Origin of the sequence: Pseudescherichia vulneris, assembly GCF_902164725.1 — a bacterium.
In the GTDB taxonomy this organism is placed as follows: Bacteria; Pseudomonadota; Gammaproteobacteria; order Enterobacterales; family Enterobacteriaceae; genus Pseudescherichia; species Pseudescherichia vulneris.
The window spans coordinates 1,314,592-1,334,253 of record NZ_LR607338.1 but is presented as its reverse complement, the minus strand read 5'-3'; the positions used below and the strand labels follow the sequence as shown (position 1 = coordinate 1,334,253).

26 protein-coding genes are annotated in these 19,662 nt (G+C 57.2%); 15 read left to right on the top strand and 11 right to left on the bottom strand.

Annotated features, from left to right (window positions below; translation table 11 throughout):
• Genes FN633_RS05565 through flgB form a run of 5 tightly spaced genes read right to left on the bottom strand, consistent with a single transcriptional unit; the run spans window position 1 to window position 3,522 of the window.
• Window positions 1-756, bottom strand: coding sequence for a flagellar basal body rod protein FlgF (locus FN633_RS05565; protein WP_042392731.1), 756 nt, complete (start codon window positions 754-756; stop codon window positions 1-3).
• A 20-nt stretch (window positions 757-776) separates the two neighbouring features.
• The gene (gene flgE / locus FN633_RS05560; RefSeq protein WP_154057026.1) at window positions 777-1,982 is read right to left on the bottom strand and encodes a flagellar hook protein FlgE; all 1,206 of its coding nucleotides are present in this window, start codon (window positions 1,980-1,982) and stop codon (window positions 777-779) included.
• A gap of 26 nt (window positions 1,983-2,008) precedes the next feature.
• Window positions 2,009-2,686, bottom strand: a complete 678-nt coding sequence (gene flgD / locus FN633_RS05555; protein WP_042392727.1) for a flagellar hook assembly protein FlgD — start codon at window positions 2,684-2,686, stop codon at window positions 2,009-2,011.
• Between the two features lie 11 nt (window positions 2,687-2,697).
• The gene (flgC, locus tag FN633_RS05550) at window positions 2,698-3,102 is read right to left on the bottom strand and encodes a flagellar basal body rod protein FlgC (protein ID WP_042392725.1); all 405 of its coding nucleotides are present in this window, start codon (window positions 3,100-3,102) and stop codon (window positions 2,698-2,700) included.
• A 3-nt stretch (window positions 3,103-3,105) separates the two neighbouring features.
• Window positions 3,106-3,522: a flagellar basal body rod protein FlgB gene (flgB, locus tag FN633_RS05545; protein WP_042392724.1), complete on the bottom strand. Its 417-nt coding sequence runs from the start codon at window positions 3,520-3,522 to the stop codon at window positions 3,106-3,108.
• A gap of 174 nt (window positions 3,523-3,696) precedes the next feature.
• Between flgB and flgA the strand changes: the two genes are divergently transcribed.
• From flgA to flgN, 3 genes are all read left to right on the top strand, one after another.
• Window positions 3,697-4,356 carry a flagellar basal body P-ring formation chaperone FlgA gene (gene flgA, locus FN633_RS05540; protein ID WP_154057025.1) on the top strand — a complete coding sequence of 220 codons (660 nt, stop codon included), beginning with the start codon at window positions 3,697-3,699 and terminating at the stop codon, window positions 4,354-4,356.
• Window positions 4,357-4,450: 94 nt separating this feature from the next.
• Entirely contained in the window at window positions 4,451-4,744 is a 294-nt protein-coding gene (gene flgM / locus FN633_RS05535) for a flagellar biosynthesis anti-sigma factor FlgM (protein WP_042392719.1), read from the top strand.
• A gap of 4 nt (window positions 4,745-4,748) precedes the next feature.
• A complete protein-coding gene (gene flgN, locus FN633_RS05530; protein ID WP_154057024.1) occupies window positions 4,749-5,171 on the top strand; it encodes a flagella biosynthesis chaperone FlgN in 423 nt (140 codons plus the stop codon).
• A 47-nt stretch (window positions 5,172-5,218) separates the two neighbouring features.
• Here the strand turns inward: flgN and murJ are convergent, their stop codons facing one another.
• From murJ to rimJ, 4 genes are all read right to left on the bottom strand, one after another.
• Window positions 5,219-6,754 carry a murein biosynthesis integral membrane protein MurJ gene (murJ, locus tag FN633_RS05525; protein ID WP_154057023.1) on the bottom strand — a complete coding sequence of 512 codons (1,536 nt, stop codon included), beginning with the start codon at window positions 6,752-6,754 and terminating at the stop codon, window positions 5,219-5,221.
• A gap of 123 nt (window positions 6,755-6,877) precedes the next feature.
• The gene (locus FN633_RS05520; RefSeq protein ID WP_154057022.1) at window positions 6,878-7,801 is read right to left on the bottom strand and encodes a Gfo/Idh/MocA family protein; all 924 of its coding nucleotides are present in this window, start codon (window positions 7,799-7,801) and stop codon (window positions 6,878-6,880) included.
• Window positions 7,802-7,803: 2 nt separating this feature from the next.
• Window positions 7,804-8,451 carry a YceH family protein gene (locus FN633_RS05515; RefSeq protein ID WP_154057021.1) on the bottom strand — a complete coding sequence of 216 codons (648 nt, stop codon included), beginning with the start codon at window positions 8,449-8,451 and terminating at the stop codon, window positions 7,804-7,806.
• Between the two features lie 12 nt (window positions 8,452-8,463).
• Window positions 8,464-9,051: a ribosomal protein S5-alanine N-acetyltransferase gene (rimJ, locus tag FN633_RS05510; protein WP_042392708.1), complete on the bottom strand. Its 588-nt coding sequence runs from the start codon at window positions 9,049-9,051 to the stop codon at window positions 8,464-8,466.
• Window positions 9,052-9,243: 192 nt separating this feature from the next.
• On the opposite strand from rimJ, the gene mdtH reads away from it, so the two are divergent.
• From mdtH to FN633_RS05460, 10 genes are all read left to right on the top strand, one after another.
• Window positions 9,244-10,452, top strand: coding sequence for a multidrug efflux MFS transporter MdtH (gene mdtH, locus FN633_RS05505; RefSeq protein WP_154057020.1), 1,209 nt, complete (start codon window positions 9,244-9,246; stop codon window positions 10,450-10,452).
• A 65-nt stretch (window positions 10,453-10,517) separates the two neighbouring features.
• On the top strand, window positions 10,518-11,165 hold the full coding sequence (gene grxB, locus FN633_RS05500; RefSeq protein WP_154057019.1) for a glutaredoxin 2: 648 nt from the start codon (window positions 10,518-10,520) through the stop codon (window positions 11,163-11,165).
• Window positions 11,166-11,292: 127 nt separating this feature from the next.
• Window positions 11,293-11,853 carry a lipoprotein gene (locus FN633_RS05495; RefSeq protein ID WP_154057018.1) on the top strand — a complete coding sequence of 187 codons (561 nt, stop codon included), beginning with the start codon at window positions 11,293-11,295 and terminating at the stop codon, window positions 11,851-11,853.
• A 127-nt stretch (window positions 11,854-11,980) separates the two neighbouring features.
• A complete protein-coding gene (pyrC, locus tag FN633_RS05490; protein WP_154057017.1) occupies window positions 11,981-13,027 on the top strand; it encodes a dihydroorotase in 1,047 nt (348 codons plus the stop codon).
• 75 nt (window positions 13,028-13,102) lie between these two features.
• On the top strand, window positions 13,103-13,348 hold the full coding sequence (gene dinI / locus FN633_RS05485) for a DNA damage-inducible protein I (RefSeq protein WP_154057016.1): 246 nt from the start codon (window positions 13,103-13,105) through the stop codon (window positions 13,346-13,348).
• Between the two features lie 268 nt (window positions 13,349-13,616).
• Window positions 13,617-13,871, top strand: a complete 255-nt coding sequence (gene bssS, locus FN633_RS05480) for a biofilm formation regulator BssS (protein ID WP_042392696.1) — start codon at window positions 13,617-13,619, stop codon at window positions 13,869-13,871.
• A gap of 116 nt (window positions 13,872-13,987) precedes the next feature.
• Complete coding sequence (gene solA, locus FN633_RS05475; protein ID WP_154057015.1) at window positions 13,988-15,109, top strand: N-methyl-L-tryptophan oxidase; 1,122 nt, start codon at window positions 13,988-13,990, stop codon at window positions 15,107-15,109.
• 51 nt (window positions 15,110-15,160) lie between these two features.
• Window positions 15,161-15,277, top strand: a complete 117-nt coding sequence (locus FN633_RS05470) for a YceO family protein (RefSeq protein WP_154057014.1) — start codon at window positions 15,161-15,163, stop codon at window positions 15,275-15,277.
• Window positions 15,278-15,546: 269 nt separating this feature from the next.
• A complete protein-coding gene (locus FN633_RS05465) occupies window positions 15,547-16,113 on the top strand; it encodes a cytochrome b (protein WP_154057013.1) in 567 nt (188 codons plus the stop codon).
• A gap of 1 nt (window position 16,114) precedes the next feature.
• The gene (locus tag FN633_RS05460; protein WP_154057012.1) at window positions 16,115-16,690 is read left to right on the top strand and encodes a YceI family protein; all 576 of its coding nucleotides are present in this window, start codon (window positions 16,115-16,117) and stop codon (window positions 16,688-16,690) included.
• A 49-nt stretch (window positions 16,691-16,739) separates the two neighbouring features.
• Here FN633_RS05460 and trhO read toward each other — a convergent pair whose 3' ends face one another.
• Window positions 16,740-17,789, bottom strand: coding sequence for an oxygen-dependent tRNA uridine(34) hydroxylase TrhO (gene trhO, locus FN633_RS05455; protein ID WP_154057011.1), 1,050 nt, complete (start codon window positions 17,787-17,789; stop codon window positions 16,740-16,742).
• Between the two features lie 132 nt (window positions 17,790-17,921).
• On the opposite strand from trhO, the gene FN633_RS05450 reads away from it, so the two are divergent.
• Together FN633_RS05450 and FN633_RS05445 are read left to right on the top strand one after the other, a co-directional pair.
• Window positions 17,922-18,860 (top strand): Kdo(2)-lipid IV(A) acyltransferase, encoded by a 939-nt coding sequence (locus FN633_RS05450; protein WP_154057010.1) that lies wholly within the window; start codon window positions 17,922-17,924, stop codon window positions 18,858-18,860.
• 158 nt (window positions 18,861-19,018) lie between these two features.
• Window positions 19,019-19,393, top strand: a complete 375-nt coding sequence (locus tag FN633_RS05445) for a MysB family protein (RefSeq protein ID WP_042392686.1) — start codon at window positions 19,019-19,021, stop codon at window positions 19,391-19,393.
• On the opposite strand, the gene FN633_RS05440 is transcribed toward FN633_RS05445, so the two are convergent.
• Window positions 19,394-19,621: a YceK/YidQ family lipoprotein gene (locus tag FN633_RS05440; RefSeq protein ID WP_154057009.1), complete on the bottom strand. Its 228-nt coding sequence runs from the start codon at window positions 19,619-19,621 to the stop codon at window positions 19,394-19,396.
• Window positions 19,622-19,662 lie beyond the last annotated feature (41 nt).

Here is a 19,662-nt window from a genome sequence, read left to right as displayed (position 1 = left end):
TTAGCTCATCGACAGCAGTGAGTTAGCACGCTGCTCGTTTTCATCAACGCTGCTGATGACCTTCATCTGCATCTCAAAGCGACGTGCGCTGGCGATCATATCGGTCATCGCGGCAACCGGCTTCACGTTGCTCCCCTCCAGCACGCCCGACATCACGCGGATGGTGGGATCGGCCTGTAGGGTAGCGCCTCGGGTCGCCTGAGCGGCCTGGCTGAGACGGAACATGCCGTCATCGCCACGCACCACTTCAGCCCCGGTCGCCTTGACCAGCTTCAGCTTGCCAATGGGTGATACCGTATTCGGCGGATCGCCGGGAGTTAACGCCGAGACGGTGCCGTCCGCCGCAATGGTGATCTCCGCTCCTTCCGGGACGGCAATCGGACCCGCGTCGCCCATCACCGGGTTACCCTGGATGGTCAGCTGCCCCGTCGGGCTCACCTGCATATTACCGTTGCGGGTATAGCCCTCGGTGCCGTCCGGGGTCTGCACCGCCAGCCAGCCATCCTGTTGCAGGGCAACGTCCAGCGGGCGGGAGGTGTAGTCCATCTGGCCCTGGGTCATATCCGCGCCGGGGGTAGACGCCGCGACCAGCGTACGAGTAGGCAGCGACAGGCCCTCTACCGGTACGGCGCGCAGCGCATTGAGCTGCGCACGGAAGCCCGGCGTAGAGGCGTTCGCGAGGTTGCTGGCCGTAACCGCCTGCTGGTTGAGCGTCTGGCTGGCCGCGCCCATCGCGGTATATATTGCGTGATCCATAAAGCCGTCCCGTCAGGCGCTTAGCGCAGGTTAACCAGGGTGTTAAGGATCTGATCCTGGGTTTTGATGGTCTGCGCGTTTGACTGATAGTTACGCTGCGCGACGATCATGTTGACCAGCTCTTTACTCAGATCGGTGTTGGATGCTTCCAGTGCGCCATTGGTCAGGGTACCGAAGTTACCGCTGCCTGCGGTGCCCAGCAGCGCCACGCCAGAGGACTGGGTTGCCGTCCAGACGTTGTCGCCTTCAGAGGCCAGGCCTTCGTTGTTCGCGAAGTTAGCCAGCACGATCTGGCCCAGCAGCTGGTTCTGCTCGTTAGAGTAGTTACCCACTACGGTGCCGTCGTCGTTGATCTGGTAGCTCACCAGGTCACCCGGCTTGTAGCCGTTCTGGTTAGTGGCCACGATGTTGTTCGCGCCGGTGTTCTGCTGCATGGAGTTCAGGAAGCTCAGGCTAAAGGTCGCCGGGGTCGCGCCCGGGATCGTCGCCGTCGTCACGCTGGCGGTGCCGCCGGAGGTCAGCGCACCGGTGTTGCTGAAGCCCAGGGTAGTGGAGAGCGTTGCGGCGCTGTTTGCCACGCTGCTGTCCTGGGTGTAAACGTTCCAGGTGTTGCTGGCCGTGCTCTTCACGAAGTAGACGTTCATGTCGTGAGAGTTACCCTGGCTATCGAAAACGGTTACCGAGCCTTTTTTGTTGTAGCTGTCGGCGTTGGTCGGATCGAAGGCCACGGTCGGCGCTGCATCGGTGGAGTTCAGGTTGATCTGCATCGCCGCGGTGTCGGTGGTTTTCGCCGCCATCAGCGTGTTCGGGATAGAGATCGCCGTCGGGTTTGCGCCCTGCTGAATGGTCGGCGGGGTGCCGGAGGCCGGGAAGCCGGTCAGCTGCAGACCCTGCATGTTAACGATGTTACGGTTTTCGTCCAGCTTGAACTGACCGTTACGGCTGTAGAATACCGAACCGTTGCTGTCGACCAGACGGAAGAAACCGTTCTGGCTGATGGCGACGTCCAGGCCGCGACCGGTGTTGGTGGTCGTGCCGTCGGTGAAGTCCTGGGTAATGCCCGCTACCTTCACGCCGAGACCGACTTTAGAACCGGCAAACATATCGGCGAAGGACGCGGTGCCAGATTTAAAGCCATAGGTGGCGGAGTTGGCAATGTTGTTACCAATGACATCGAGGTTGGTGGCCGCAGCATTCAGGCCGCTGACCGCTTGTGAGAAGGCCATGACTTACTCCTGATAAGTGTAAAGGCTTATATAATCTGCCGTACTTCGTCGAGGGTGGTGGTACCGTAGGTACCCAAATCTAAGGTGTTACCGGTGCTGCTTTTGGTGACGCCCTGCACCAGCGCAAACTGCAGCGGCTGAGCGACCAGTTGGGTAGAGCCGTTGCTGGCGCTGATAGAAACGGTGTAGGCGCTGTCCGGTGCGGCGGTGCCGTCGGTCATCTTGCCGTCCCAGCTAAAGGTGTGAACTCCCGCGCTCAAGCCGCCAATATCAATAGTGCGTACCACAAGGCCATTTTTATCGGTAATGGTCGCGGTGACTTTATCTGCCGGCTGGGTCAACTCAACGCCAAACGGCGTCGTGGTTTCGCTGCCTGCCAGTACGGTGGTGCCCGGGATCATTACCCCGTGGCCGATCAGCGTGCTCGCCTGCAGCGACTGGCTGTTGTCAATCTGACCAGAGATCGCGCCGAGGGTGGTATTGAGCTTCTCAATGCCGCTCACGGTGTTGATCTGCGCCAGCTGAGTGGTCAGCTCGTTGTTCTCCATCGGATTGGTGGGATCCTGGTTTTTGAGCTGGGCCACCAGCAGCGTTAAGAAGCTGCTCTGCAGATCCGTTGCGCTACTGCCGGAGGTCGCGCTGGTCGTTTTCGATGTGGCGGTAGTGCTGCTGGTTGTGTCGTTGAGATTTACAGCGATAGACATGCGACTCTCCTTTACGAGCCAAGCGTGAGCGTTTTCAGCATCATGCTCTTCACGGTGTTAAGTACTTCCACGTTTGCCTGGTAGCTGCGTGAAGCGGACATGGAGTTAACCATCTCACCGACGACGTCTACGTTGGGCATCCGTACGTAACCTTTGGCATCGGCAAGCGGATTGCCTGGCTCAAAGACCAGTTTTTCCGGGGCCTGGCTCTCAATAACGTTGGCAACCTTAACGCCGCCGGTGGCTGCGCCCGGAGCCGCATTCACCTGAAACACCACCTGCTTGGCGCGATAAGGCTGGCCGTCGGGACCGGTGACGCTGTCGGCGTTCGCCAGGTTACTGGCCGCCACGTTCAGTCGCTGTGACTGAGCAGTCAGCGCCGATCCGGCGATATCAAAAATGTTCAGTAATGCCATCTATTAATTCCCCCCCTGCAGCACGCTCATCATGCCTTTGATCTGTCCACCCAGAACGCTCAGCCCGGTCTGGTATTGCAGGCTGTTATCGGCAAACTGGGTACGCTCCCGGTCCATATCGACGGTGTTACCGTCCAGCGATGGCTGATCGGGAATGCGATAGAGCAGTTCAGTAGACGGTGCGGCGATGGTCTGGGCAGGAATATGGCGAGCGGAAGTCAGTGCCAGCGATACCCCGCTGCTTTCGGCCCGGCCGCGCTCCATCACTTTTTTAAGTTCACTGGCAAAATCCATATCGCGCGCCTGATACCCCGGGGTATCGGCGTTGGCAATATTGGCAGCCAGAACTTCCTGGCGCTGCGCGCGCAGGTTTAATGCTTCTTGCTGAAATCGTAGCGCGGCATCGAGTTTATCGAGCATGTCTCCCCCGCTGATGACTATTACGCTGATGAGAAATTGACAGATGACAGCTTAAAGGTCAGAGGGCACGCCTTATCGTTGGAATAAACGCAAAATGCGTCGCTATTTATTGCGTTGATAGATTTGCACTCCGGGTAAAATCCTCTCACTTTCTCATCCAGGCAGGAGTTCGCCATGCACAGTGTGAAAAGCCTCTGCGCCGCCCTGTTGCTGTTTATCAGCCCCTTTGCAGCCGCACAGGATCTCACCGCCCAGCTGACCACCTTTTTTGCCCAGCGGCTGGCAGGCTTTAGCGATGAGGTCGCCGTCACCGTGCGCACACCGGCTAACCTGCTGCCTGCCTGCGAACAACCGGCGCTGAGCGTCGCGGGTAACGCCAAACTGTGGGGCAACGTTAACGTGCTGGCCCAGTGCGCCAATGAGAAACGCTATTTGCAAGTTACGGTAGAGGCGACCGGCAACTACGTGGTGGCGGCCCAGGCGATTACCCGCGGCAGCACGCTTGAACCGGGTAGCGTGACCCTCAAGCGTGGCCGTCTGGATCGGCTCCCGCCGCGCACCATGCTGGATATTAACCAGGCCCAGGATGCGGTTAGCCTGCGCGATCTGGCCCCAGGTCAGGCGATTCAACTTTCAATGCTACGCCAGTCGTGGCGGGTTAAAGCCGGTCAGCGGGTGCAGGTGATCGCCAGCGGCGACGGCTTTAGCGTAAACGGTGAAGGCCAGGCGCTGAACAACGCCTCGGTGGCGCAAAATGCCCGCGTGCGCATGACCTCAGGTCAGGTGGTCAGCGGAACGGTAGCGCCTGATGGGAATATTCTTATTAACCTGTAATCTTTTTAAAGAATTTGCGGCACCTGCCGATAATTAAGCAATATATGATGATGGCAAGCCACAACGGCCGCGAACCCTCGATGAGGACAACACTATGAGCATTGATCGTACATCGCCTTTAAAGTCGGTTAGCACTGTCCAACCGCGCGAAACTCACGATACTCAGACCCCAAAAGCGCGTCTGGAAAAATCCGCTACTGCGAACAGTACCAGCGTCACCATTAGCAATGCGCAGACCAAGCTGACCCAGGCGGGCAGTGAAGATATCAATATGGAGCGCGTGGAAGCCCTGAAAACCGCGATCCGCAACGGCGAGCTGAAAATGGATACCGGCAAAATTGCCGACGCCCTGATTAGCGAAGCGCAGAGTTTCCTACAGAGTAAGTGAGCGTATGAGCAAACTGTCAGAAGTTCTTGATCAAATGACAGTTATCCTGAACGCGCTGAAAGGCGTGATGGATGCTGAGCAACAACATCTTTCTGCGGGCCAGATTAACGGCAGCGCGCTACAGCGTATTACCGAAGAGAAGAGTTCGTTGCTCGCCACGCTGGACTATCTTGAACAGCAGCGTCGTGCCGAACAGAATATGCAGCAGAGCGCAAATGATGATATCGCTGGCCGCTGGCTGACTATCACGAAAAAAACGCAGCACCTGCGCGAGCTTAACCAGCACAACGGCTGGCTGCTGGAAGATCAGATCCAGCGCAACAGGCAGGCGCTGGAGGTGCTAAAACCGCATCAGGAGCCCGCCCTCTACGGCGCGAATGGCCAGACCTCGGCTTCCCACCGCGGCGGCAAGAAAATCTCCATCTGATCTCGCACCGCACAGGCCCGGGCAGCGCTGCCCAGGCCTGTTCTGTTTTATGCCGTCCGGCGAGCAAACTCCTTCACCTTAAAGCCCAGCAGCGCCAGCGTGGCGAAGTAGGCAATGCCTCCCACTGCTACCACCGCCATCAGACGCAGCAGTCGCCAGGCCATGGTGCCCTGCGACCACTCCGGCATCACCGAGAGCACGCCCAGCAGCGCGGCGGCCATCACCACAACGGCAATAACCAAACGCAGCAGAAAACGCTGCCAGCCCGGCTGCGGGGTAAAGATTTTCTGCTTGCGCAGCTGCCAGTAGAGCAGGCTGGCGTTAAGGCACGCCGCCAGGCCAATGGACAGCGCCAGTCCGGCATGTTTGAGCGGGCCGATAAAGGCCAGGTTCATTAGCTGGGTCATAATCAGCGTGACGATAGCGATCTTGACCGGGGTTTTGATGTCCTGCCGCGAGTAGAAGCCCGGCGCCAGCACCTTCACCACAATCAGCCCCATCAGTCCCACGGAGTAGGCTACCAGCGCCCTCTGAGTCATCAGCGCGTCGGTGGCGGTGAATTTGCCGTACTGGAACAGCGAAACCGTCAGCGGTTTGGCGAGGATCCCCAGCGCCACGGCGCTCGGCAGCGCCAGCAGGAAGCAGAGGCGCAGGCCCCAGTCCATCAGGCGGCAGTACTCGTCCTGGTTGCCGCTGGCAAAGCTGCGGGAGAGCGATGGCAGCAGGATCGTGCCCAGCGCGACGCCCAGGATGCCAGAGGGGAACTCCATCAGGCGGTCGGCGTAGTACATCCACGATACCGAGCCTGAGGCGAGAAACGAGGCGAAAATGGTGTTGATGATCAGCGAGATCTGGCTGACCGAGACGCCAAGGATCGCTGGCCCCATCTGCTTAACTACGCGGAGCGACCCTTCATCACGTAGGCTGATGCGCGGCAGCACCAGCATGCCGATCTTTTTGAGGTGCGGCAGCTGGTAAAAAAGTTGCAGCACGCCCCCAACGGTAACCGCCCAGGCCAGCGCCAGCACCGGCGGATGAAACAGCGGCGCGGCAAAGAGCGCAAAGCCAATCATGCTGACGTTTAAAAGGGTTGGTGCAAAGGCTGGCACCGAGAAGCGGTTCCAGGTGTTAAGGATCGCCCCCACCAGCGAGGCCAGTGAAATTAGCAGAATGTAGGGAAAGGTGATCTTCAGCAGCTGGGTGGTGAGCGCAAACTTGTCGGCGGTATCGGCAAAGCCCGGCGCGGTGACCATGATCACCCAGGGTGCGGCCAGCATCCCGGCAATGGTCACGATCGCTAGCACCAGCGTCAGCAGACCGGAGACATAGGCGACAAAGACGCGGGTCGCATCTTCGCCCTGCTTGCTTTTGTACTCGGCCAGAATGGGCACAAACGCCTGGGAAAACGCGCCTTCCGCAAAAATACGGCGCAGCAGGTTGGGAAGCTTGAACGCGACAAAAAAGGCGTCGGTTGCCAGGCCTGCGCCAAATACCCGCGCCACGATGGCATCGCGGGCAAAGCCCAGCACGCGGGAAAAGAGAGTCATCGAGCTGACCGCAGCCAGCGATTTTAATAAATTCATTACCGTATTAATCCGAACCCTGCGGCAAAACGCCTGCATAGCAGGCGTTAGAAGAAGCGCTTAGTCTACCTGGATTGCGATGAAATACTACATCCAGAAACTATTACCAGATACTACAGCGAGTTATTCGACCATCGCCTCGCGCCAGAGCCTGTCGATGATGCGCTGGGCCAGCACCGCCTGCTCGCCGGAGGTTTCAGGCGCAGTCTGATTTTTCACACAGGAGATGAAGTGCTGGGCGCAGCCCACGAAGCCGCGCTGCTCCAGGGTGCTTTGCCACCCAGGAATAGGACGCAGCGTAATGCCGCTGCCCTGCTCTTCCCGCCACTCGCGCATGTCGGTCACGTCATACAGGCCGCCGTCGGTCACCGCCTGCACCCACTCGCGCTGGCTGCCCGCCCGGCGATGCATGCTGGTGGTGATTTGCAGGGCGTCATGGCTAAAGTGGTGCTCGGCGTAGATCATCGCCCCCTCGTCGTTGGTCAGCAGCGTGCCGCCGTTAAGCTGGCCTTCGCCTCCCGCCAGCCACAGGGCGGTGTCCACTACGTGCAGGTAGTCGTCCAGCAGCGTAAAGCGCAGATCGTGCGGCCCGACGCTGTCGCTCCGGTGCTTATCCATGCGCAGCGAGGCTCCGCTGGCGAGGCGGGTTTTCAGGTCACGATACAGAGGTGCAAAGCGACGGTTGAAGCCGACCATCAGGATCAGCTTTTTACGCGCGGCCAGCGCCACCAGCCGCTCGGCATCGGCAAGGTTCTCCGCCAGCGGCTTATCGACGCAGACGTGGACCCCGGCATTTAAAAGTTCGCTTACCACCGCGTAATGCGAGGCCGTAGAGGTGTGAACGAACACGGCATCGCACTGAGCGGCCAGTTCCGGCAGCGATCCGGCGTAGGGCATCCGCCAGCGCTGGCAGATCTCTAACGCCTTCTCCCGCGACGGCGACCAGGCCGCCTGCAACGTCCAGTCGGTGGCCGCGCCCAGCACCGGCAGCCAGGCCTTCTGAGCAATTCCGCCCAGCCCCACTACGCCTATGCGTAACTGTGTCATGGTTAATCTCCCAGGTGTGCCAGCAGCGAATCGAGACGCTGCTTCAGTTCGGCGACCTCGCCCTCCAGCGCTGCCACCCGCGCCGCGAGATCCTCTGGCTGTGGCGCGTCGCGCTCTATGGAGGTGGCTTCCGGAGCCGCCTCGCCGCTAAACAGGTGCATGTAGCGGCTTTCACGTTTGCCCGGCTCGCGCGGCAGGCGAACCACAAAGGGCCCATCCTCCCGCACCGCCAGCACCTCTAAGGTCTTTTCGACCTCCGGCACGTCGGCAAACTCATGCATTCTTGCCGCCCGCATCCGTAGCTCGCCAGGGGTCTGCGCGCCGCGCAGCAGCAGCGTGGTGATGAGCGCCATCTCGCCGCTGCTGAGCTTGAGGTTACCAAACTCGGAATTACAAAAGCGCTGCTCGTATTTCGTGACCCGGTTGCCGAAGCCGCTGACGTTGCGCAGAAAGTGGCGCTTGACCAGCGTGTCGAGGAGATCCTGCACCTCGGCGTCGCTGAGAGACATAACGGGTTCACGGTTGGTTTTCTGGTTGCAGGCGCTGACCACTGCATTCAGAGAGAGGGGATACTGCTCGGGCGTCGTCACCTGCTTCTCCAGCAGGCAGCCAATAATCCGCGCTTCGGCGGGGCTTAACAGGATTTTCATTTTCTTCTTTCCTTAGTTGCGGCCAGCGGTCCACTCCTGAGTGGTCAGCGCCGTCAGGACATGATCGCGCCACTCACCGTCGATCAGCAGATAGGCTTTGGCATAGCCCTCTTTTTCAAAACCCAGCCGTGCCAGCAGGCCGCCGCTGCGCTGATTATGCGGCATGTAGTTGGCCATAATGCGGTGGATATGCTGGGTGCGCTGCATATAGCGGATCGCGGCGGTCAGCGCCTCAAACATCAGCCCCTGCCCCTGCCACTTCTGCCCGATTGAGTAGCCCAGGTAGCAGGCGTGAAACGAGCCGCGCACGACGTTAGAGAAGTTGGCGACGCCCATGATCTCTTTTTCATCGGGATCGAACAGCGCAAAATAGAAGGCGCTTCCCTGCTTGTGAAATTCGTTAATCATACTCAGGCGCGCCTGCCAGCCGGACGGATAGCAGTGGCTCTCATCGCGGATGGGCTCCCAGGGCTTTAAAAACTGGCGGTTCTCTGCGTAGTAGTCTGCTAAACGCCATGCATCGCGCTCATGCACTAAACGCACCACCAGCCGGTCCGTCGTCAAGCGCACTTTTGGAACGTTGTTACGATAGCCGAACATTCATCACCACTCCTGTCAAAACGTCTTGTTACCCCTGCGAATAACTATACCTGCGCCAGGCCACTATTACGATAAAGAGCATCAATCAAAGCGTTGCTTTGAGAAAAAAATATTGTCGCCGCAGCGGTGGGAAAATGGCCAACAACCACGCAAAATAGCAGGGTAACTATTTTGACATTCCCAGGAGGGGAGATGTCCCGCGTATCGCAGGCCAGGCGCCTGGGTAAATATTTCCTGCTCATCGATAATATGCTGGTTGTGCTGGGCTTTTTCGTTGTCTTCCCGCTTATTTCTATTCGTTTTGTGGATCAGCTCGGCTGGGCCGCCCTGATGGTGGGGATTGCCCTCGGCCTGCGTCAGCTTATTCAGCAGGGGCTGGGGATCTTCGGCGGTGCTATCGCCGACCGCTTTGGTGCTAAGCCGATGATCGTCACCGGCATGCTGCTGCGGGCTGCCGGGTTTGCCACCATGGCCGTGGCGCAGGAGCCGTGGCTGCTCTGGAGCTCGTGCATCCTCTCCGGCCTCGGCGGCACGCTGTTCGATCCGCCGCGCTCGGCGCTGGTGGTTAAGCTGATCCGTCCGCACCTGCGCGGACGTTTCTTCTCGCTGCTGATGATGCAGGACAGCGCCGGGGCGGTGATCGGTGCCCTGCTTGGCAGCTGGCTGCTGCAGTACGATTTCCGCCTCGTGTGCGCCACCGGCGCGGTGATCTTTGTCCTCTGCGCCGCCTTCAACGCCTGGCTGCTGCCAGCGTGGCGGCTCTCGACGGTGAAAACCCCGGTGCGGGAGGGGCTTAGCCGGGTAATGGGCGACAAACGCTTCGTGACTTACGTTCTTACCTTAACCGGCTACTACATGCTGGCCGTGCAGGTGATGCTGATGCTGCCGATCATGGTGAACGACATCGCTGGCTCCCCCGCAGCGGTGAAGTGGATGTATGCCATTGAGGCAAGCCTGTCGCTGACCCTGCTCTACCCGCTCGCCCGCTGGAGCGAAAAACGCTTTCGCCTTGAGCAGCGCCTGATGGCTGGCCTGCTGTTTATGACCTTCAGCCTGCTGCCGATTGGCATGGTGAGCTCGCTACAACAGCTCTTTACATTAATTTGCACGTTTTATATCGGCTCGATTATTGCCGAACCGGCGCGGGAAACGCTGAGCGCCGAGCTGGCGGACGCCCGGGCACGGGGCAGCTATATGGGCTTTAGCCGCCTGGGTCTCGCCTTCGGGGGATTCCTTGGCTACGCGGGGGGTGGCTGGCTGTTCGACGCCGGAAAAGCCTTCAGCCAGCCCGAGCTGCCGTGGATGATGCTGTCGGCGATTGGCCTGATAACGCTCTTTGCGCTGTGGTGGCAGTTCAGCCCCCGGCATCCCCGGCCTGGGGTGCTCGAACCGGAGGCCTGATTTGAAAGGCGCTTTTTTCTCTTCCATACTGATGGTTACGGACAACCATCACCTGGAGGGGAAACGTGAAGCTCTATATTTACGACCACTGCCCGTACTGCCTGAAAGCCCGCATGATCTTCGGCCTGAAAAATCTGCCGGTCGAACTTAACGTGTTGCTCAACGATGATGAAGCCACGCCCACCCGTATGATTGGCCAGAAGATGGCCCCAATCCTGCAAAAAGATGACAGCCGCTACATGGCCGAGAGCCTGGACATTGTGAAGTACGTTGACCAACTCGACGGCGCGCCGCTGCTGACCGGCGCACGTAAGCCAGCCATTGAGGCGTGGCTGCGCAAGGTCAACGAGTACACCAATCGCCTGCTGATCCCACGCTTTGCCAAAGCGCCGTTTGATGAGTTTGCGACGCCGGAAGCGCGCGCTTACTTCACCAAGAAAAAAGAGGCGGCTATCGGCAACTTTAGCGAGCATCTTGCCCATACGCCGGGGCTGGTGAAAAAAATCAGCGATGACCTGCGCGATCTGGATAAGCATATTGTCCAGCCCAACGCGGTTAACGGTGAACTCTCTGAGGATGATATCCACCTCTTCCCGCTGCTGCGTAACCTGACGATTGTGCCAGGTATTGTCTGGCCCACCCGCGTCGCCGACTATCGCGACAATATGGCCAAGCAGACGCAAATTAACCTCCTCTCATCTATCGCAATTTAACCTCTGGTACGGCGGAAGCGCAGGTTTCCGCCACCGCTTTCAGCCTTTTCTGCTGTTACGCCTCCCGCTGGTGCGCCAGGCTGCTTTATGTCACGATGGCATAAATGGATGGCTTTTGAGGGATCCCATGAAGAAGATTTTATTTGCCGCAGCCCTTGTCGCAGGCGGCCTGCTGGCAGGTTGTAACCAGCTCACCCAGTACACCGTCAGCGAGCAGGAGATCAACCAGGCGCTGCAAAAGCACAATAATTTTTCCCGCGATATTGGCCTGCCAGGCGTGGCGGATGCGCATATCGTGCTAAATAACCTGGTCAGCGCCATCGGGCGCGAAGATCCGGGCAAAGTTACGCTCTCCGGCGATGCCGGGCTGGATCTTAACTCTCTGTTCGGCAGCCAGCAGGCCACTGTTAAGCTGAAGCTCAAGGCGCTCCCGGTCTTTAATAAAGAGAAAGGGGCAATCTTTCTCCAGCAGATGGAGGTGGTAGACGCCTCGGTAATGCCGCAGAAAATGCAGCCGGTGGTGCAGACCCTGATCCCTTACCTGAACCAGACCCTGCAAAACTACTTTAACCAGCAGCCTGCCTACGTCTTGAGCGAAGACAGCAGCAAGGGCGAAGCGCTGGCGAAAAAGTATGCCAAAGGGCTGGAGATTAAAGCGGGTGAAATTGTTATTCCCTTTGTTAACTGACCCGTAGGCGCACCGTAATTTTTGCACCTCGGTCAGGAAAGAGGTGCAAACGAAAACGTTTACGCCTATGCTTAGTGCCCGGCATAAAACCAGCCATTACTGACTTCACTTTAGCCGGAGCACTACCATGACAGCACAACCCCAGGTTTTAAAAATTCGCCGCCCTGACGACTGGCACGTACATCTGCGCGACGGCGATATGTTGAAGACTGTGGTGCCCTATACCAGTGAAACCTATGGCCGCGCTATCGTGATGCCAAACCTGGCTCCGCCGGTGACCACCGTCGAGGCCGCCATCGCCTACCGCCAGCGTATTCTTGCCGCCGTTCCTGCCGGCCACGATTTTACCCCGCTGATGACCTGTTACCTTACCGACTCGCTGGATCCCAACGAGGTCGAGCGCGGCTTCCGCGAAGGGGTCTTTACCGCAGCCAAGCTCTATCCGGCCAACGCCACCACCAACTCCAGCCATGGGGTGACCAGCATTGACGCTATCATGCCGGTGTTGGAGCGAATGCAGACGCTGGGTATGCCGCTACTGGTGCACGGCGAAGTGACCCACGCCGAGATCGACATCTTCGATCGCGAGGCGCGCTTTATTGAGACGGTGATGGAGCCGCTGCGCCAGCGCCTGCCGGCGCTGAAGGTGGTGTTTGAGCACATCACGACGAAAGATGCAGCCGACTATGTACGCGAGGGCAATGAGCTGCTGGCGGCCACCATCACCCCGCAGCATCTGATGTTTAACCGTAACCATATGCTGGTGGGCGGCGTACGCCCGCATCTTTACTGTCTGCCGATCCTCAAGCGTAACGTTCACCAGCAGGCGCTGCGCGAGCTGGTCGCCAGCGGCTTCGAGCGAGCCTTCCTTGGTACTGACTCCGCCCCGCATGCGCGCCTGCGTAAAGAGACCAGCTGCGGCTGTGCAGGCTGCTTCAACGCCCCGACGGCGCTGGCCAGCTATGCCACCGTCTTTGAAGAGATGAACGCGCTGGCGCATTTTGAAGGCTTCTGTTCGCTTAACGGTCCGCGCTTCTACGGCCTGCCGGTGAACGAGGGTTACGTAGAGCTGGTCCGCGAAGAGGAGCAGGTGCCGGAAAGCATCACCCTCACTGACGATACGCTGATCCCTTTCCTGGCGGGCGAGCGCGTTAACTGGCGGATCCGTCGCTAAAAAAGAGTTTGCTCCCTGTTGTAAGTTCTGCGTCTATACTGTATAAAAATACAGTACATTACTCAGGGGGCAATCATGCGTATCGAAGTGACTATCGCTAAAACAACACCCTTACCGCCGGGCGCGATTGACGCGCTGGCAAGCGAACTCTCCCGCCGTCTGCAGAGCGACTATCCCGATACCGAAAGCAAGGTGTCCGTCCGCTATGCAGCCGCCAACAACCTCTCTGTTCTCGGCGGTGCCAAAGGTGATAAAGAACGCGTTAGCGAGATCCTCCAGCAAACCTGGGAGAGCGCGGACGACTGGTTTACGCAGGATTAATGGTTGTTTCCCTATTGTGCTTTTGCCGGGTCGCCCCGGCTTTTTTTCATTTTTAGGCATTATTCTGATGGTGCCGCTTATCTCCGTAATAAATAAGCCCTAATCAGCCCTTTTCTTGTTCAAAAAATTCTAAGAAAGTTCAGAAAAACTGTCCCCCATTTTTTTATTGGCGCAATCTGCTTAATTATTGATATACTTAAGTTGCTTCAATAATCACGCATTGAACCTCAAGAGTCGTTGTCTCTACACACGCATTTAGGGGGTTAAAATGGTAAAAAATAATGAAGTCATTCAAACCCATCCGCTCGTAGGGTGGGACATCAGCACCGTAGATAGTTACGATGCGCTGATGCTGCGCCTGCACTACCAGACCCCAAATCACGCCGACCGTGATGACACCGAGGTCGGACAGACTCTGTGGTTAACGACCGACGTTGCTCGTCAATTTATATCGATTCTAGAAGCCGGCATTGCCAAAATTGAATCTGGCGACTACCAGGAAAACGAGTACAAGCGGCATTAGTGAATGCTCATTTTTCAACCAACAGGCACCCATAGGGTGCCTTATTTATTTCTGGCTTGTATAACGTCGGCGGGTTAATTACTCTCCTGAGCACGCGTTTTTGCCTGGAGAGCCTAATGAAATACGATCTAATTATTATCGGCAGCGGTTCAGTCGGCGCGGCGGCGGGCTATTATGCTACCCGCGCCGGGTTGAAGGTGCTGATGACCGATGCCCATATGCCGCCCCACCAGCAGGGTAGCCATCATGGCGATACGCGGCTGATCCGCCACGCCTACGGCGAAGGCGAAAGGTATGTTCCGCTGGTGCTCAGAGCGCAGGCGCTGTGGGAAGAGCTGGCAGCTGAAAGCGGCGAAGAGGTGTTTATCCGCAGCGGCGTAGTTAACCTGGGGCCCGCTGACTCTGATTTTCTGCGCAACGTTGCGCAGAGCGCGCAGCAGTTCAACCTTAACGTTGAGCAACTCGACGCTGCCGCGCTGATGGCACGCTGGCCTGAATTTCGCGTGCCGGACGACTACATCGCCCTGTTCGAAGCCAACTCTGGCGTGCTGAAGAGCGAGCTGGCGATAAAAACCTGGATCCGCCTCGCCCGGGAAGCGGGCTGTGCACAGCTGTTTAACTGTCCGGTGACGGCGATCCATCACCATGATGATGGCGTGACCATTGAGACGGCTGACGGCGAGTATCAGGGTACGAAGCTGCTGGTCAGTGCCGGAACCTGGGTTAAGCAGTTGCTACCTGCCCTGCCCATTCAGCCGGTGCGTAAGGTATTTGCCTGGTATCAGGCCGATGGCCGCTACAGCAGTAAAAACAACTTTCCGGCCTTTACCGGCGAGCTGGCTAACGGTGACCAGTACTATGGTTTTCCGGCAGAAGACGATGCGCTTAAGATTGGCAGGCATAACGGCGGCCAGCCTATCAGCAGTGAAGACGAGCGCCTGCCCTTTGGCCGCGTCGCCACTGACGGCTCAGAGTGCTTCCCGTTCCTTCGCCAGTGCCTTCCCGGCATCGGCGGCTGCCTGTATGGTGCCGCCTGTACCTATGATAATTCGCCAGATGAGGACTTTATCATCGATACGCTGCCGGACAGCATCAGCACGATGGTTATCACCGGCCTCAGCGGACATGGGTTTAAGTTTGCGTCGGTACTGGGCGAGATTGTCGCTGACTTTGCCGCAGGTAAAACGCCAGCGTTTGACTTAACCCCCTTTTCATTACGACGTTTCATGGCAGGATAAGCAAAAGGCCCCTCGCGGGCCTGTACACGCTTAATTATCCCTGGAGATATAATGCGCCGGCTATTTACTTACCTCACAGAAAACGTCCGTGAACATTTGATGGCCTATATTGCCTTCTGGTTGCTGCTGGCCTTAATTGATTTTATTTATATACTCTATGCCGGATAGGTAATATTGACAAAAGTTGACATTACTTTAATAAAACCTAATTTTAGCGCAGTTTTTTTGAATGAAAGTAAGCAGGCTAATCAGCCTGCAAGCTCAGTAATAGGCTCATTTTTTTCAATGTGAAACGAAATCATTGAAGGTCATCAGGTAAATTATAGCAAAAAAACTGAACAAAATTAAATAGCCTCCCTTTTTGTTATTTTTAAGTTGCATTAATATTTTTTGCAGGCCATTTTAAGTTAACTTTATATTTGAGTATGGTTAACTCTATGCAACTGCGTAATTCTGCTCGCCGCTATGGTGCGGTCTCTATTGCGTTACACTGGTTGGTTGCCATTGTGGTTTACGGCATGTTTGCCCTTGGCCTGTGGATGGTTACGCTGAGCTATTATGATGGCTGGTATCATCAGGCCCCGGAGCTGCATAAAAGCATCGGCGTACTGCTAATGATGGGCCTGGTGGTTCGCCTGATCTGGCGTCATGTTTCTCCGCCACCGAAAGCATTAGCCTCTTACTCTCGTCTGACTCATGCTGCCGCCATTGGCGCACACATCATTCTCTACGCCCTGCTGTTCGCCATTGTGATCAGCGGCTATCTGATCTCTACCGCTGACGGTCAAGCCATTAGCGTGTTTGGTCTGTTTGAGATCCCGGCGACGCTGACCGACGCCGGTGCGCAGGCCGATCTCGCGGGTACTTTACATCTGTGGCTGGCATGGAGCGTGGTGATCCTCTCCGTGCTGCACGCCTTGGCTGCCCTTAAACACCATTTTATTGATAAAGACGACACCCTCAAACGTATGCTGGGTAAATCGTCCCCTGACTCTGGAGCATAAGATGAAGAAAAACCTGCTGGCATTAACCTTCGGCGCGCTGCTGTTCACCACCGGCTCTGCCGTGGCCGCCGATTACAAAATCGATAAAGAGGGCCAGCACGCCTTCGTTAACTTCCGTATCCAGCACCTTGGTTACAGCTGGCTGTACGGTACCTTTAAGGACTTCAACGGGACATTTACCTTTGACGAACAGAACCCTGCTGCGGATAAGGTCAACGTCACTATCAACACCAACAGCGTCGATACCAACCACGCCGAGCGCGATAAACACCTGCGCAGCGCGGACTTCCTCAACGTAGCGAAGTTCCCGCAAGCGACCTTCGCCTCTACCGGGGTTAAGAAAGATGGCGACGAGCTGGATATTACCGGTAACCTGACCCTTAACGGCGTGACCAAGCCGGTTACCCTCGAAGCGAAGCTGATTGGCCAGGGTGACGATCCGTGGGGCGGCGTACGCGCGGGCTTTGAAGCCGAAGGCAAAATCAAGCTGAAGGACTTCAACATCAATACCGATCTGGGTCCGGCAGCGCAGGAAGTGGATCTGATTATCTCCGTTGAGGGCGTGCGCCAGAAATAGCGCCGCCTTGCAGAGCCCCTGCCGGGATCGCCCCGGCAGGGTTGCCCCCTTACTCCGGGTCCGGAATGCCTAATTTGGTATTCAGGCGACCGCGGGATTTATTGAAGATCTTATTCCCATTCTCACGCCCCGCCCGGCGGCGGCGCTGCTCCTCTTCCGGCAGCTCACGCTCCGTCTGGCACAGCTCGCTACAGCAGCCTTTATACTTCTCCGCGCATGACGGGCACTGAATGAACAGCAGATGGCAGCCGTCGTTCAGGCAGTTGGTATGGCTGTCGCACGGCGTCCCGCACTGGTGGCAGTGGGCAATCACATCTTCAGAGATGCGCTCTCCCATCCGCTCGTCAAAAACAAAGTTTTTACCGATAAAGCGTACCGGCAGACCCTGCTCCCGCGCCCGGCGCGCATACTCAATAATCCCGCCTTCGATATGCCACACCTTATTGAAGCCGTTGTGCTTCATCCACGCGCTGGCCTTCTCGCAGCGAATGCCGCCGGTGCAGTACATAACGATCTTTTTATCTTTATGCTCCTGCATCATGTCGACCGCCTTCGGCAGCTGCTCGCGGAAGGTGTCCGCCGGGATCTCCAGCGCCCGCTCGAAGTGCCCCACTTCATACTCATAGTGGTTACGCATATCGATAAAGATCGCATCGGGATCGTCCAGCATGGCATTGACCTCTGCGGCCTTCAGGTAATCACCGACGTCGCTGGCATCAAAGGTCGGATCGTCGATACCGTCGGCGACGATGCGATCGCGGACTTTCATGCGCAATACCCAGAATGATTTACCATCGTCATCCAGAGCAACGTTCAGACGCAGGCCGTCCAGTGCCGGATCGAAGGCGTAAAGGCAGGCGCGCAGAGCCTCGAACTGGCTCTCCGGGACGCTTATTTGTGCATTAATCCCTTCATGGGCCAGATAGATGCGACCAAAAACGTTCAGGGCGGTCAATGCCTTGTATAATGCATCGCGAGTGGTCTGAGGATCGATAATGGTAAAGTATTGATAGAATGAGACAGTGATGCGCGGCTCGGTTTCGGCAAGCATACGCGCCTTCAGCTCCTCATTCGAAATGCGGTTGTGTAACACTGGCATGGTGTACGTTTCCTGCGATCGGTGAATGATGAATGAAAATCGGGCAGCATCATAAAGCAATTACTGTTAATTTACATCCCTGGCGTTTACGTTACATTTGCACACCAGAATGATTAAAAAGGAGAACAGGCGTTGGATAACAGGAAAGACCAAACGCATTTACCCCAATTTTCAGCAGCGTTGCTGCACCCTCGTTACTGGCTGACGTGGTTCGGCATAGGGATTTTATGGCTTATCGTCCAGCTTCCCTACCCGCTCCTCTACCGCCTGGGCTCGGGTCTTGGCCGGCTGGCCATGCGTTTTATGAAGCGCCGGGCGCACGTTGCTATACGCAACCTTGAACTGTGCTTTCCTGAGATGAGCGCCAATGAGCGTCATGCCCTGGCGGTAAAGAACTTTGAATCCACCGGCATGGGCCTGCTGGAGACCGGCATGGCCTGGTTCTGGTCAGATAAGCGTCTTGCCCGCTGGATGGAGGTCATCAATTTTGAACCTGTATACGAGCTACAGCGGCAAAAGCGCGGTATTTTGCTGATTGGCGTGCACTTTTTAACCCTGGAGCTGGGCGCACGCATGTTCGGGATGCAGACGCCGGGCATTGGCGTTTATCGCCCCAACGACAATCCGGTGATCGACTGGCTGCAAACATGGGGACGCCTACGCTCCAATAAAAGCATGCTCGATCGCAAGGATCTGAAAGGCATGGTGAAGGCGCTGAAGAACGGTGAAGTCGTCTGGTACGCGCCGGACCATGACTACGGCCCGCGTGCCAGCGTCTTTGTGCCGCTGTTTGCCGTCGACCAGGCGGCTACTACCTCGGGAACCTGGATGCTCTCGCGTCTCTCAGGCGCAGCGCTGGTTCCCTTTGTTCCACGCCGCAAAGCCGACGGCAAAGGCTACGAGCTGGTGATGCTGGATCCCGAGCTGTCACCGCCGCTGGACGATGCTGAAACCACCGCCGCCTGGATGAATAAGGTTGTCGAGAAGTGCATTCTGATGGCCCCGGAGCAGTACATGTGGCTGCACCGCCGCTTTAAAACCCGTCCCGAGGGCGTGCCGTCCCGTTACTGAGTATTGCGTCCCGAAACGCCGGATGGCGGCATAACGCCCTGTCCGGCCTACTCATCCTCTCGCCCGCCCGTGAATTATTTTCCGCAATCATTCTTGTAAAATCTCAGATTCAACTATTCTTTCCCTGAACAACATGTCAATTTCACAGGGAGAAACCAATGACCATGTACGCCACGCTGGAAGAAGCCATTGATGCTGCTCGTGAAGAGTTTTTGGCCAACAGTCCGGAGCTGGACGAAGAGAGCGCCAATATTCAGCAGTTTAATATGCAGAAGTATGTGCTACAGGATGGCGAGATCATGTGGCAGGTGGAATTTTTTGCCGATGAGGGCGAAGACGGGGAGTGTCTGCCATTGTTGACCGGCGAAGCCGCACAGAGCGTTTTCGACGGTGACTTCGATGAGATCGAGCTACGTCAGGAGTGGCTGGAGGAGAATACCCTTCACGAGTGGGATGAGGGTGAATACCAGCTTCAACCGCCGCTGGATACCGAAGAGGGTCGCACCGCAGCGGACGAGTGGGACGAGCGTTAATTACTCGTAGGGACCGTGATGCGCATCAATAGGTAGCAGAAGCGTGTCAAAGACCAGCGAGAAAGGGAGATCCAGCACGGTGAGGTAGCGCCACTTTGAGTCGCGCACGTCCCACTGGACGCCGGGGTAGTACTGGTTTCCATGTCCCTGCCCCGGAAGAGTACGACTGATAATGCTGCCGCATCCGCTAAGCAGCATCGCCATGATCACCACAGTGATTATCCGCATACCTCTCCTTATAAAAAAATACCGGCTGTAGAGCCGGTATT

Coding starts and splice junctions, on each gene's coding strand:
- FN633_RS05565 (WP_042392731.1), bottom strand. CDS start 756: ATGGATCACGCAATATATACCGCGATGGGCGCGGCCAGCCAGACGCTC.
- flgE (WP_154057026.1), bottom strand. CDS start 1,982: ATGGCCTTCTCACAAGCGGTCAGCGGCCTGAATGCTGCGGCCACCAAC.
- flgD (WP_042392727.1), bottom strand. CDS start 2,686: ATGTCTATCGCTGTAAATCTCAACGACACAACCAGCAGCACTACCGCC.
- flgC (WP_042392725.1), bottom strand. CDS start 3,102: ATGGCATTACTGAACATTTTTGATATCGCCGGATCGGCGCTGACTGCT.
- flgB (WP_042392724.1), bottom strand. CDS start 3,522: ATGCTCGATAAACTCGATGCCGCGCTACGATTTCAGCAAGAAGCATTA.
- flgA (WP_154057025.1), top strand. CDS start 3,697: ATGCACAGTGTGAAAAGCCTCTGCGCCGCCCTGTTGCTGTTTATCAGC.
- flgM (WP_042392719.1), top strand. CDS start 4,451: ATGAGCATTGATCGTACATCGCCTTTAAAGTCGGTTAGCACTGTCCAA.
- flgN (WP_154057024.1), top strand. CDS start 4,749: ATGAGCAAACTGTCAGAAGTTCTTGATCAAATGACAGTTATCCTGAAC.
- murJ (WP_154057023.1), bottom strand. CDS start 6,754: ATGAATTTATTAAAATCGCTGGCTGCGGTCAGCTCGATGACTCTCTTT.
- FN633_RS05520 (WP_154057022.1), bottom strand. CDS start 7,801: ATGACACAGTTACGCATAGGCGTAGTGGGGCTGGGCGGAATTGCTCAG.
- FN633_RS05515 (WP_154057021.1), bottom strand. CDS start 8,451: ATGAAAATCCTGTTAAGCCCCGCCGAAGCGCGGATTATTGGCTGCCTG.
- rimJ (WP_042392708.1), bottom strand. CDS start 9,051: ATGTTCGGCTATCGTAACAACGTTCCAAAAGTGCGCTTGACGACGGAC.
- mdtH (WP_154057020.1), top strand. CDS start 9,244: ATGTCCCGCGTATCGCAGGCCAGGCGCCTGGGTAAATATTTCCTGCTC.
- FN633_RS05495 (WP_154057018.1), top strand. CDS start 11,293: ATGAAGAAGATTTTATTTGCCGCAGCCCTTGTCGCAGGCGGCCTGCTG.
- pyrC (WP_154057017.1), top strand. CDS start 11,981: ATGACAGCACAACCCCAGGTTTTAAAAATTCGCCGCCCTGACGACTGG.
- dinI (WP_154057016.1), top strand. CDS start 13,103: ATGCGTATCGAAGTGACTATCGCTAAAACAACACCCTTACCGCCGGGC.
- bssS (WP_042392696.1), top strand. CDS start 13,617: ATGGTAAAAAATAATGAAGTCATTCAAACCCATCCGCTCGTAGGGTGG.
- solA (WP_154057015.1), top strand. CDS start 13,988: ATGAAATACGATCTAATTATTATCGGCAGCGGTTCAGTCGGCGCGGCG.
- FN633_RS05470 (WP_154057014.1), top strand. CDS start 15,161: ATGCGCCGGCTATTTACTTACCTCACAGAAAACGTCCGTGAACATTTG.
- FN633_RS05465 (WP_154057013.1), top strand. CDS start 15,547: ATGCAACTGCGTAATTCTGCTCGCCGCTATGGTGCGGTCTCTATTGCG.
- FN633_RS05460 (WP_154057012.1), top strand. CDS start 16,115: ATGAAGAAAAACCTGCTGGCATTAACCTTCGGCGCGCTGCTGTTCACC.
- trhO (WP_154057011.1), bottom strand. CDS start 17,789: ATGCCAGTGTTACACAACCGCATTTCGAATGAGGAGCTGAAGGCGCGT.
- FN633_RS05445 (WP_042392686.1), top strand. CDS start 19,019: ATGACCATGTACGCCACGCTGGAAGAAGCCATTGATGCTGCTCGTGAA.
- FN633_RS05440 (WP_154057009.1), bottom strand. CDS start 19,621: ATGCGGATAATCACTGTGGTGATCATGGCGATGCTGCTTAGCGGATGC.